The sequence below is a fragment of the Clostridium sp. ATCC 25772 genome, from assembly GCF_001573875.1.
Lineage (GTDB): Bacteria > Bacillota > Clostridia > Clostridiales > Clostridiaceae > Clostridium_J > Clostridium_J senegalense.
In genome coordinates this window covers 1-13,098 of the sequence record NZ_LFRG01000066.1, presented here as the reverse complement: position 1 = coordinate 13,098, position 13,098 = coordinate 1, and the positions used below count along the sequence as shown (strand labels likewise).

Below are 13,098 nucleotides of genomic sequence, written 5' to 3'. Positions count from 1 at the left end.
AACCTTCGCACATTAAACTCATATAAAATTTAAAGATAATAGAAGCATAATTGAGTATTTCAATTAAAAAGAGAGAACTATTTTTAATATGAAAAAATAGCTTTTGACAGATGGGGTGCAGCTTAATAGGTACATTGAAGAACGAAAAGCTACAATAAATTATAAAGAGTTAATAAACAATATGTCTTTTAAAAAAGCAGATGAGCTTAAATTGGTATTAAACTGCCACGAAGATATATTAAAAGAATTCAATGAGAAATTATTTTTAAATTTAATAAATAGAATAAGGGCTATCATAATAGTAGAAGTTGAGTCTATGTTTAAATCGGGAGCCAGGGTTACGAATATACTGTAAAAAAATTCAAAATAATGTTAATAACGTGGTATAATATGGGTATGCTTTATTATGAAGGCGTACTCAATTCTTTTATGAAAAAGGTGAAATTATGAAGGAAGTAACTGCAGCTATAATTTTTAAAAGATAATTTAATGTTAATGAAATAAAGAGCAAAAAATGATAAGTTGGCTGGTAAATGGGAATCTATGGGTGAAAAAATAGAGTCAGGTGAAATACCATAGGAGTGTTTGAAAAGAAAAATTAAGGAAAATTTAAATAAAGATATAAAAGTAGAACGTTTCTTTGAAAAAAGTGTTTATACATATACAAATGAGCAAATAAAGTTATTAGCTTATTATGTTTCTGTTATAAAAGGTGAAGTAGAGTTGCTTGTACATAATGATTATAGATAGGGAAGTATAGAGGAGATGGAAATGTTTGATTTTGTACTATCAAGCATTTCATTTGTAGATAAGTTAAGGGAGGAGAACTAGTGGCATTTAATACAGGATTAAGTTTAAATCAAATAATTACTAATGAAGAATTGATAAAAATATTTAAGTGTGGGTCCATGAGTGGAATGAGGACTTCTAAAGCTACAAATACGTTAACAATAATATCGGATTATACAAAAGGGTTATATGATGATAAGTGGATTGGTGATGTTCTTCACTACACAGGAATGGGTAAAAGTGGAGATCAAGATATTAATTATAGGCAAAATAGAACTTTAAATGAATCAAATGAAAATAATGTAGATGTATTTCTATTTGAGGTTTTTAAAGTTAATAGTTACATATATAGAGGTCAAGTTAAGCTAGTAGATATTCCATATAAAGAAAAGCAAAAAGACGTAGATGGCAATCTAAGAAACGTATGGTTTTTTCCAGTTAAGCCTATTGATGAACATATCATAACTATAGATGAAAATATTATCAAAGAAAATTATAATAATAAGGAAAAAAAAGCTAAAAAGTTAACAGATAAAGAATTAAAAGAAAAAGCTGAGGAGAGTCAATATACAAAAACAAGTGTAAGAATAATAACATTTAAAACTTATGAAAGAAATGCTTTTGTTACTGAATATGCCAAAAGAAGAGCAAATGGTAAATGTCAACTATGTAACAGGGCAGCTCCTTTTACTAATAAATTTGGAGAACCATATTTAGAAATACATCATATAGAATGGTTGTCTAAAGGCGGGGCAGATACTATAGAAAATACTGTTGCACTTTGCCCCAATTGTCATAAAAAAATGCATGTAGTAGACAATAATTTGGATAAAACTTACCTTAAAAACATATCAAAAAATAGTTAGGAGAATATAGTGAAAAAGTTTGATGATATTTTTAAAATAGGAAAACTAAAAATTAGTGATGAATATGAACTAACTTGTAAGTTAGAGAAATTTATTAAAGAAATAGATTTAGAAGTAGGAAAATCACAGAAGAAGTCTTGGCTACAATGTATAAGTTATTAAAAATTTTTAATTTCTACAGTTATTGACAGTAAATATATTAATTTTAAATGTTAGTATTTTAACCATGAGTGCTATGTACGGGATAGATTTTAGAGAAAAGAAGATGCAGAACAAATTTTTGAAAAGACTTTAAAAAGGAAAAGGTTAATCATATACCAAAATGGTTGAAGAAGTTAATGATTTCTAATCTACAAGAATAGAGAAATTTTGTGCAGGTATGAAAAATTTCAAAACGCATTAGGACTTATTTTAGCGTAAGAGTTTAAAAATGAAGTATGGATAAAAATATCTAAAGGTTAAAATAGAAATTTCGATAAATAGCGGTTCATAGACATGATAATAATATAATGCATTTTAAAAATTTGAAGTTTTGGTTTTTGTTTAATGGAACTTCAAATTTTGATACCCTTTTTCTTTTTAAAAAATAAGTGGGTATAGTTTAGTGGAAGAGGTTGAGGAGTCAAGCTAGATGTAGGCTTGAACAAGTAGTTGAGATAGATGTTTGAAAATAAATTACGATTTTTGACTACTTATCGTCTAGGTGTAAATACTTAAAATACAGTTAGTCTAAATTTAAATGGGGAGATTATATTATGCCAAATAATATAAGATCTTTGTACACTTGAATGTGTAGGACACCCCTAAAGAAATTTAGTTATCATGTTGGCTTTGGACATGGGGAATTTGTACAATATTTCGAGATATCATGATATAATAGAGGTTAGGATTTTTATTATTGATGAATGTCCAAGTTATGATACCAATGACATATAACAAATTATAAAAATTGCTGATTGATAAAAACATGAACAAAACCTAGATTGAAAATGTTTCTAATCTTAGTAGCAGTATCATCGTAGAAAGAGAACGATATGAACTTGTTTCCATTGAAACACGAGTGAAGATAAGGCTAGTACTAGGTGTTAATGTAGAATTAAAAAACGAAATATTTGGAGGCATAATTATGATTACATCAGAAGAGATTAAAAGAAGATTATGGGATGGGGCAAATGAGTTAAGAGGTTCCATGGACGCAAGTCGTTACAAGGATTATATGCTTGGCTTAATGTTTTACAAGTTTTTAAGTGATAAAACTTTGGAGACCTATAAAAATATTGCAGGAAAAGGCAACTTGTCTGAGAATGAGTTAGTAGAAGAATATGCTAAGGATAAAGCTGAGTGTGGAGATGAACTTGAAAAAGCAATTCAAAGTTTGTTGAAGTATTATGTATCTCCAGAATATCTTTATCAAACATGGCTTAAAGATATTAATTCTGGAAATTTTGAACTTCAAAAGGTTACAGATAGTCTAAATAATTTTGAAAGAACAATAGCTATATCTGGCGATTCAAGTGACTTTAATGGCCTATTTTCTAGTTCGACACTTGATTTAACAGACACCGCTTTAGGAAGCAATTTAAATGAACGTAGTAAAAATATTAAAGCACTGATATTGTTATTTGCTGACCTTAACATGGTGGCTTTGCAAAAAGGTGATGTTCTTGGTGATGCGTATGAATATTTGATTGGCCAGTTTGCAATGGAATCTGGAAAGAAGGCAGGAGAATTCTATACACCACATCAAGTGAGTGAAGTTATGGCTCAGATAGTTTCAAAAACATCAGAAATTAAATCAATATATGATCCAACAGTAGGGTCTGGTTCATTGCTTTTGACAGTAAAAAAGCACTTAGCAAAGAATGTGCAAAGAGATTTAGCTTACTACGGTCAAGAAAGTAATACAGCAACTTATAATTTGACACGTATGAATCTTCTTCTTCATGGAGTATATCCGGAAAAGATGAAAATCAAAAATGGTGATACTCTTTCAAATGATTGGCCTGAGGATCCAGAAAAGCCTAATGAAGGTGTGCTATTTGATGCAGTTGTTATGAATCCACCGTATTCAGCAAAGAATTGGAACAAAGCAGGATTAAAGGTAAGTGATCCACGTTTTGAAGTAGCGGGTACTTTACCACCAGATTCAAAAGGAGATTTTGCATTTTTATTACATGGACTATATCATTTAGGAACTAATGGAACAATGGCAATTGTACTACCACATGGGGTTTTATTCCGTGGTTCTACAGAGGGGGACATCAGAAAAAAATTACTAGATAAGAGTCATATTGATGCAATTATTGGTTTGCCAAATAATTTGTTTACAAACACAGGAATTCCAGTTGTAATTATAATATTAAAAAAGAATCGTAAAATTGATGCTCCTGTGCTTATTATTGATGCATCAAATAGCTTTATTAAAGTAGGAAAGCAAAATATACTTCAAGAAAAAGACATTGCAAAAATAGTAGATGTATACATGAAAAAAACAGAGATACCAGGGTATAGTCATCTTGCTACACGTGAAGAAATAAAGAAAAATGAATATAATATGAATATTCCTCGTTATATTGAAGCAATTGATAAAGAAATACCGCATGATGTAGATGGTCATTTGTTAGGAGGAATTCCTCAAAAGAATATTGATGATTTAAAAATTTTACAATCAACAGTAAAAGATATTTTGGATGCTTCTTTGAATAAAGTGCGTGATGGGTATGTTGAACTTGCAAAACCGGTGAATGAATTGACTCATGATGTTTTAATTGATGAACGCATTGCAAAAATTTCAAAAGCCCTTGAATCTAAAGTAAACGCATATATCGAAAAGTATTATGATAAATTGTGCAAGGTTGATAATACATCATCTTTAACTCAACTCATGAATGAGATGTTTATTGAAATAAAGGTAATTTTATCAGAGTTTGATATAATTGATGTTTACGATGGTTATCAAATTATTGCTGAGATTTGGAGAGATGAGCTGACACATGATTCTGAAATTGTTGCATTGGATGGTTTTTATGATGCTGCCCGTACTCTTGAGCCTAATATGGTAACAAAGGGGCAAGGTGATAAAAAACGTGAAGAACAAGATGGATGGAAAGGAAAAATTTTACCGTTTAAATTTGTTCAACAAGGACTGTTTTCAAAAGAGCTAAAAGAAATAACTGAGTTTGAAAGTCAAAAAGAAATTATTGCGAATAGGCTTATGGAAATTAGAGAATCTTTATCTGAAGAAGATGGAGAATTTGATGTCTTAAATGCTAAAAATGATGATTTTGTAGAAGGAAATGTGAAAGCTGAGTTAAATCAAGCGTATGAATCGGTTGTATCAGATGAAATTAAAGCGTTGGAAGATTATTTAGAATTCCTTGAAAGCAAACCCAAGAAACAAAATAAACTAGATTATATGTTGTCTAATTCTGAAATCGAGTGGGCATCTATTGAAACCAACAAGGATGGGACAGTCGGAAAAGGAAAAATTAATACACGTATTAAGGAGTTAAAGGAATCTCATGTTTTCGACGAAGATAGTTTTGAAGCTAAATTGGTTGAGGTGTTACAACTGATTCAAGAGATGAAGCAAATTAAAGAAGATTTGAAAGAAAAGAATGCTGAGCTAATTAAAAAAACAACTGCAGCTTATCCAAATTTAACGGAAGAGCAAATTGATAAACTAATGTACAAAAAGTGGTTTGGTGATACTGTTCTCAAAATGGTAGCATTAGTACAAATTCCATTAAAAGCTGAATTAAATTCATTAGAAATGCTACAGGAGCGTTATTCAAATACATTGTCAGATATAGATATGGAAATAGACAGCTTGATCAGCGAATTTGAAGCACTTAAGAATGAATTGGTGGTGGAATAAATGGGAGATAATGAGAAAAATGTACCAAAAAGACGATTTAAAGAGTTTAAAAATGCTGAAGCTTGGGAACAGCGTAAGTTGGGGGATGTGGCGAAAATTGTAGGTGGTGGGACCCCAAGTACAGGTAATCCTGAGTACTGGAATGGAGATATAGATTGGTATTCCCCTACTGAAATTGGCAATCATATTTATGCTAAGGGAAGTATAAAAAAGATTACTAAATTAGGACTGGAAAAAAGTTCGGCAAAGATACTTCCACCAGATAAAACTATTTTATTTACAAGTAGAGCAGGAATTGGAGATATGGCTATTTTAAAGCATCAGGGTGCAACAAATCAGGGGTTTCAATCACTTGTTTTAATGGAAGAGGTAGATACATATTTTATCTATTCAATGGGACATTTGATAAAGAAGTATGCAGAGAAAAATGCGTCAGGTTCTACCTTTTTAGAGATAGCGGGGAGAACCCTGGGGCAGATGCCTATACTTATGCCTTCAATCAATGAGCAAACACAAATTGGCATATTTTTCAAGGCTTTAGACAACACCATCACCCTTCATCAGCGTAAGTTAGATAAGATAAAAGCATTAAAAAAATCATATCTTACAGATATGTTTCCTAAAGAAGGAGAGAATAAGCCAAAACTAAGATTTGCTGGTTTTACTGATGATTGGGAACAGCGTAAGTTAAAAGATGTATCGACATACTTAAATGGTGGTAGTTTTGAAAAGGATGTCCAAGAAAAAGGGCAATATGAACTTATTACACTTAAATCGGTTGACATGGATGGAAATCTAATTCATTCAGGTCGATATGTTGATATTGAAGTTCAAACATTAACCAAAGGAACACTTGTTATGATTCTTAGTGAGCAGTCACCTGGTTTACTCGGAATGACCGCACAAATACCTATAGATAACAAGTACATTCTTAACCAACGTGTTGCAGAAATACGTCCCAATAAAAGTGTTGATAGCTATTTTTTATCAATGGTAATTAACAAAAATCAAAAATATTTCAGTAGATGTGGAGCAGGTACAAAAGTACAAAATATTTCAAAATCAAATGTTGAAAATTATGAGTTCTTATGCCCAATACTTCAAGAACAGCAAAGAATTGGACAGTTTTTTGAAACCTTCAACAAAATTATCACCCTTCATCAGCATAAGCTTCAAAAGCTTCAAAATATAAAGAAAGCATATTTAAATGAAATGTTTATTTGATAGATTTAATAATAAGCTCAATTAATATATGAGAATTAGGATATTCACATGCTCTAATAGAGCTTATTTTAAAAATTATTAAAACACTATATAAAAAATTAATGAATTGTTAATAGTAAAGAAGAGAATAGTATAAACAAAATTTATGGAAATGAGTGTGATTTATGAATATTAAAAGTGTTAATATAAAGAATTTTACTGTATTTGATGATTTTGAATTGGATGTATCTTCAGGTATAAATATTATTATTGGTAAAAATGGAACAGGAAAAACTCATTTACTAAAGGGTTTATATGCAGTTTGTGAAAGTGTAAATTATATGAATAAAAGAAAAAGCAATGAACCGTATGATATATCACAGCCTTATTTTAAAGTCAATTCAATGGAGTTAGTTAGAGACAAGGATAACACAAGCAGAGAAACATCAATAACAGCAAATTATTTAAATGATAGTTATGTAAAATATGTGATTATAAAACATGAGGGAATGAAATTAGCTGTAGATGGTTCATCATATAAAAATATTGATTTTAATATTAATGATATTTTTATACCAGCAAAAGAAATACTATCTCATTCAAATGGATTTTTGGCATTAAATAATAAATACGAAATGCCATTTGATAAGACTTATGTAGATATCATTACAAATGCTGAATTACCAGAGTCTAAGGAAATATCTGAAATTAATAAAAAAGTTTTAAAGATTATTTCAAAAGTAATTAATGGTGAAGTAGTTTATGAAAATGACAATTTTTATGTGGTAAAAAATGATGGTAGTAAAATAAATTTTTCAATAGAGGCTGAAGGTATTCGTAAGTTTGCTCTTTTATGGAAACTTATAAGAAATGGATTAATTGATAATGGCACAATTTTATTTTGGGATGAACCAGAAGCTAATATTAACCCAGAATTAATGCCAATATTAGTTGATATATTGATTGAACTTCAAAGGTGTAACGTTCAAGTTTTCTTAGCAACCCATAGTTATAATTTTGCTAAGTATTTTGAAGTAAAAAGAAATTCAAATGATAATGTTGTATTCCATAGTTTGTATAAAACAGATCAAGGTGTTAAGTGTCAAAGTGAAAATAACTTTGGGGATCTTAAAAATAATTCAATTATTGAAGCTGATACAAGGCTATTAGACGAAGTTATTGAAGGAAACTTTGAGGAGTAAATTTTATGGAATTAAAAATATTAACTGATGAAAACAACCAATATAAGTTTGATTTTACTAATTGTAAATATGTTATTGAATTCCACGACTTAGCTAATAAAATGAAATTAAATGATGTAGATTTTATAACAGAATACAATGATAACATAATTTTTTTAGAGTATAAAAATGCTAATATTAAAAATGCAGTTAATCCAAAGGCATTTGTTGATAAAATAAAGAAAGATCCAGAGAAATTTTATAAAAATATAGCAAAAAAATATTATGATAGCTTAATGATGTTTTGGGCAACTGGTGGAAATAAAGATGAATTTCCTATAATATTTATTCTATTAATGGAAGCACCAATTATGGATGCTAAAATAAGAAAACAACTAAGACTAAAAATAGGAAAGCAATTACCATTGCATTTAAAAGAAGATGCTATTGTTAGAGAAATGCTTTCAAAATTTGAAGTGCTTAGTATTGATGAGTGGAAAGAAAGATTTAAAGAGATTAATATAGAGGAAGTATAAGTTAAAAAATTTATAAATATAAAAAAATGAAATTTAATTTCCTATATTAGAATTTCTTGAGTAATGGCCTGAGGTATACAAAAGACCTAATACAAGTTATTTAAAGATCAAATGTTTAATTAAGGGGGGGGAGACTTTATGAGTAATGCACCTAAAAATGCATCTGAAAGAGCTTTTCAGGAGAATTTTGTGAAAGAGTTAGAAAAATACAAATGGGAAGCTCCTGATTTTTTAAATGGAAATAAGAAAAAAGTAACTGTATCTGATTTGATCAATCATTGGAGAGGTGAGCTAAATCGTATAAATGCAGATCAACTTGAAGGGGTAGAATTAACAGACAATGAATTTAAGCAGGTAATGACTAAGGTAAATCAAATAAGTAATAGTTTTGAGGCTGCTAAAATATTATCAATTGAAGATTCTAAAGGAAAAATAGATGGGATTTATCGTGATGATGATCCTAATATAACTAGGAAGCAGATTACTTTAACTATATTAAAAAAAGCTGAGGTAAGAGGTGGTGATTCAAGTTACCGTATTGCAAGGGAGGTAGTCACTCCTAATAATAATCGTTTTGATATTGTATTATTAATTAATGGATTACCATTAATTAATATAGAACAAAAACGTACTGATAAGTCATTAGATGAAGCTTATGGACAGTTTATTAGATATTATAAAGATGGTGAATACTGTAATAACTTCATGGTATTTTCACAGATGATGGTTATAACTACAGAGATAGAAACTCGTTATTTTGCAACACCAAAATCTATTAACGATTTTAATCCAGCATTTGCTTTTCATTGGGCAGACAAAAAAAATAAACCGGTAAATAATTGGCATGATGTTATTGGACATTTTTTAATGATACCTATGGCACATCAAATGGTTGGAGATTATTTAGTTATTGATGAAGCTAAAGAAAAGGATGATAAAAAACACATGCTTATGCGTCCATATCAAGTTTATGCATTGCAAGCAATAGAAGGTGCTGCTTTTGGCTGGGATAATGATGGAGTGCCACATGGAGGATTTGTTTGGCACACCACTGGGTCTGGAAAAACAATTACTAGTTTTAAAACAGCATTATTTTTATCTACACGCGCAGGATTTGATAAAGTAGTATTTTTGGTTGATAGACGAGAATTAGATAGTCGTACTAGCGATAATTTTAAAGCATATGCAGTTTATGAGCCAGTAACTGTTGATGACACAAAACATACCTATCAATTGAAAAAGCAGCTTAAATCACAGAAGTCAGGAATTATAGTTACAACTACATTTAAACTTAATGCACTTGTAAAAGAATTAGAAGAAGCTAAGGACAACACTTTGGCAGATAAAAGAATAGTATTTATTATAGATGAAGCACATAGAACCACAATGGGACAGATGATGGGTGTAATTAAAAACTATTTTAGAAAAAATGGTCTTTTCTATGGTTTTACAGGAACACCTCTATTTGATGAAAATAATATTCAAGGGAAGATAAATGAGAAAAGCGAAGTTATTAATACTACAGAAAAGCTTTTTGGACCTAAACTTCATCAATATACCATTGATGAAGCAATATCAGATGGAAATGTCTTAGGGTTTTATGTAGATTATATAAATACTGGTGAATTTAAAAGTTATGATGATTTAAGAGATATGTTGGAAGAAAAAATTAAAGAAGAACATCCTGAACTTGGGGATAGAGATATTGAGCGTAAGGTTCAAGAATGGTCTGAAGCAGAAGTGGAAATGCAGGCGAGTAAAAGAAATATTTTAACATATCAAGATAAAACGCATATTCCAAGAGTTGTTGAAGAAATATTAAATAATTGGGAGGATCAGTCTCAAAGAAGAGAATTTAATGCTATTTTAACAGTTGCATATAAAAATCGTGTAATTGCTTATTATGAAGAATTTAAAAAGCAAATGAAAAAAGGAAAAGAAAAACTAAATATCGCTATGACATTTAGTTTTGGAAATGAAAATGATCCTGATAATATTCCTCAAGATATTATTAAGGGAATGTTTAAAGATTACTCAGAATTTACTGGTATTGAATTTATTGCAGGTGATAAAAAACATGGAGAGAACGCATATTTTGAAGACATAGTTGAACGTGCAACTCGTGGTGGAAGTGGACTCAATAAAAAAAATATAGACCTTGTGATTGTTGCAGATCAATTGCTCACAGGATATGATTCTAAACGATTGAATACATTATATGTTGACAGAGCTTTGGAACTACAAGGATTAATCCAAGCATATTCTAGGACAAACCGTATATTTGGTAAGAATAAAGAGTTTGGAACAATTGTTAATTTTCAGTATCCAAGAATGACAAAACAAACAGTAGAAGAAGCATTAAAGTTATATGGTAGTGGTGGAAAGAGTAGCAGAGCAATTGTTGATACATATATTGTAGCAGTTGAAAAATTCAAGATAAATGTAGAAGAAATGGTTAAGTCATTACAAGATCCTGCTAAATGGCAAGATTTGAAAGATGCAGAGGAAGGTAAAGAGAAGTTTATTAGTGCTTTTAAAGATGCAGCAGAACAGTTGAACTTGGTAGAACAATATTATGAATATAAGTGGGATAATGATAAATTTGGGATTGATGAACATACTTGGTTTAAATATGTAGGAGCATATAAAAATCTCACAAGAAAAGAAGGACAAGACAACCCTGTACCAAATATTGTTAAATCTCTTGTTGGAAAAACAAAGCTTGCAGGAACTCAAGTAATTGATGCAGCTCATATACTTGGATTAATCGGTTCTAAAGTTAGTAATATTGGTGGTATACAAACGGTAGATGGTGAAACTCTTCGTATAATTTATGAGCAAATTCAAGAATTGAGTGATATTGGGGAAGATGATAAAGCACATCTACTAAAGGAATTTGTAGATACTGAATTAGTTCCTGGAAATTTGTCTTATAACTTAAATTTTGATAATGCCTTTGATATTTGGAAAGAGAAGAAATTAAAAGCTAACATTAATGAATTAGCAGATATATGGGGAATTGATAGAGAGTGGCTATATAAATCTGTGAATACATTTTTAGGCACGCAATCTAATGAGGTACCTTATAAAGATGAGTTAGCCCAAAATGTAGATTATGATAAGGCAACGAACAAATCAGCAGGTAGCAAGTTAAAACATATGATGACTTTAATAAAGAAATTGCCAGAACTTATGGCTGAAATAAAACAAAAATATTATCCTATTATAATCTTAGACAATCAAAATGCGGGAGAAGTTGCTGAAACACAATGTGAATATGGTGAAAATTAAAATGGCAGATATTAAGTTTGAGATTAAAGAAAATAGAGAAACACTATAAAAATTAAAATTAAAATATTTTAAAATATAAAACAATTAGGCAGGTAAATTATATGTTAATTCCAGTAAAAATAAAAGATTCTATAGGAATTGAAGATGTCGAAATAACAAATACTAATTTTAAAAACTTAAATTTGAAAGAAGAACACATAGAAGAATTTTTAAGAAAGAACATAGATGTTATATTTGAGGATGAAACGCTTCTTGTTGTTGGAAAACAGGTTACCAATAAAGAAAACGGAAGAAGTGATTTAACAGCAGTAGATGAGAATGGCAATGTTGTGCTTATTGAGATTAAAAGAGATGCTCAGGATATTGTACAAAGAAAAGAAGCCTTTGAGTTTCAAGCTATAAGGTATGCTGCAAGTTATGCCAAAATAAAAACTTCAGATGATTTAGTTGATAAAATATTTGCATCATATATTGAAAAATATAGAGATGAATTTGAACTTGGAGATTTAACAGCTTGTGAAAAAGCATCAAGAATTTTAAATGATTTTCTTGAAAAGAATAATTCATTAAAGACTTTTAACTCAAAGCAGCGAATAATACTTATAGCATCATCTTTTGATAAGCAAACGTTATCAGCAGTAGCTTGGCTTATAGAAAATGGTGTAGATATTAGTTGTTTTCAGTTAAGTCCAATGAAAATAGGACAAGAATATTTTATAGATATAAATAGAATATTGCCTCCACCATCTTTAGAAGATTTTTATGTTGAAGTGGATAGTAAAACAGTATCTAAATATAAGAGTAAAAATGATACTTCTATAACTAGAACCATACTTCCTGGAACGGATAAGTTATTTCAGTGGGGAATTATTAAAAGTGGAAACATTCTAGTAATTAAGAACAGAGATAATTCAGAAGCTACAGTTATTGATAGTAAGTATGTCAATTTTAAAGGCGAAAAACTTACTTTTAATAAGTGGGGCCAAAAGGTTACAGGTTGGTCTAGTATTAGAATTTATGATTGGGCTATGATTAAAGATAATAATAAAACCTTGCATGAAATGCGTCAAGAAAAAATTTTGTCTCTAGAAAATGAAATAGAATAATATCCAAGCAGTTAGATTAAAACGCTTTCTAACTGCTTGGTTATTGTTATATGAAATCCCATAGTTAGACTAAGGGTTCAGTCAAGGTTATAGATAAGTCACACTGATATAATATAATTGTGGTCTGGCGACTGTAACATAGGGGAATATGAAGTATAGATATAAAAACAGGTATGAATGCTAAAATAAAAATGTACTAAGTTGCTAATATTTCCATGTACAACATTGTCTAAATTCTTTACAGTATTA

At 29.7% G+C, this 13,098-nt stretch carries 10 protein-coding genes; all 10 read left to right on the top strand.

The features are described from left to right. Positions 1-103: 103 nt before the first annotated feature. On the top strand, positions 104-355 hold the full coding sequence (locus AZI32_RS15930; RefSeq protein WP_061996796.1) for a hypothetical protein: 252 nt from the start codon (positions 104-106) through the stop codon (positions 353-355). A gap of 230 nt (positions 356-585) precedes the next feature. Further along, on the top strand, positions 586-750 hold the full coding sequence (locus AZI32_RS18860) for a hypothetical protein (protein WP_206406648.1): 165 nt from the start codon (positions 586-588) through the stop codon (positions 748-750). A gap of 80 nt (positions 751-830) precedes the next feature. Continuing rightward, a complete protein-coding gene (locus tag AZI32_RS15920) occupies positions 831-1,655 on the top strand; it encodes an HNH endonuclease signature motif containing protein (RefSeq protein WP_061996794.1) in 825 nt (274 codons plus the stop codon). A gap of 9 nt (positions 1,656-1,664) precedes the next feature. Further along, the gene (locus tag AZI32_RS18520) at positions 1,665-1,817 is read left to right on the top strand and encodes a hypothetical protein (RefSeq protein ID WP_157450950.1); all 153 of its coding nucleotides are present in this window, start codon (positions 1,665-1,667) and stop codon (positions 1,815-1,817) included. Positions 1,818-2,781: 964 nt separating this feature from the next. Further along, the gene (locus AZI32_RS15915) at positions 2,782-5,532 is read left to right on the top strand and encodes a type I restriction-modification system subunit M (RefSeq protein ID WP_061996792.1); all 2,751 of its coding nucleotides are present in this window, start codon (positions 2,782-2,784) and stop codon (positions 5,530-5,532) included. After that, positions 5,533-6,756: a restriction endonuclease subunit S gene (locus tag AZI32_RS15910; protein WP_061996790.1), complete on the top strand. Its 1,224-nt coding sequence runs from the start codon at positions 5,533-5,535 to the stop codon at positions 6,754-6,756. Positions 6,757-6,920: 164 nt separating this feature from the next. After that, entirely contained in the window at positions 6,921-7,937 is a 1,017-nt protein-coding gene (locus AZI32_RS15905) for an AAA family ATPase (RefSeq protein WP_061996788.1), read from the top strand. Between the two features lie 5 nt (positions 7,938-7,942). Continuing rightward, positions 7,943-8,452 (top strand): hypothetical protein, encoded by a 510-nt coding sequence (locus AZI32_RS15900; RefSeq protein WP_061996786.1) that lies wholly within the window; start codon positions 7,943-7,945, stop codon positions 8,450-8,452. Positions 8,453-8,590: 138 nt separating this feature from the next. Beyond that, positions 8,591-11,743 (top strand): HsdR family type I site-specific deoxyribonuclease, encoded by a 3,153-nt coding sequence (locus AZI32_RS15895; RefSeq protein WP_082761296.1) that lies wholly within the window; start codon positions 8,591-8,593, stop codon positions 11,741-11,743. 101 nt (positions 11,744-11,844) lie between these two features. Continuing rightward, on the top strand, positions 11,845-12,849 hold the full coding sequence (locus AZI32_RS15890; protein WP_082761295.1) for a hypothetical protein: 1,005 nt from the start codon (positions 11,845-11,847) through the stop codon (positions 12,847-12,849). Positions 12,850-13,098: the final 249 nt, after the last annotated feature.

What these genes read in the sequence shown, in the direction of transcription:
- AZI32_RS15915 (WP_061996792.1), top strand. Translation starts at nt 2,782, where the DNA reads ATGATTACATCAGAAGAGATTAAAAGAAGATTATGGGATGGGGCAAAT.
- AZI32_RS15910 (WP_061996790.1), top strand. Translation starts at nt 5,533, where the DNA reads ATGGGAGATAATGAGAAAAATGTACCAAAAAGACGATTTAAAGAGTTT.
- AZI32_RS15905 (WP_061996788.1), top strand. Translation starts at nt 6,921, where the DNA reads ATGAATATTAAAAGTGTTAATATAAAGAATTTTACTGTATTTGATGAT.
- AZI32_RS15900 (WP_061996786.1), top strand. Translation starts at nt 7,943, where the DNA reads ATGGAATTAAAAATATTAACTGATGAAAACAACCAATATAAGTTTGAT.
- AZI32_RS15895 (WP_082761296.1), top strand. Translation starts at nt 8,591, where the DNA reads ATGAGTAATGCACCTAAAAATGCATCTGAAAGAGCTTTTCAGGAGAAT.
- AZI32_RS15890 (WP_082761295.1), top strand. Translation starts at nt 11,845, where the DNA reads ATGTTAATTCCAGTAAAAATAAAAGATTCTATAGGAATTGAAGATGTC.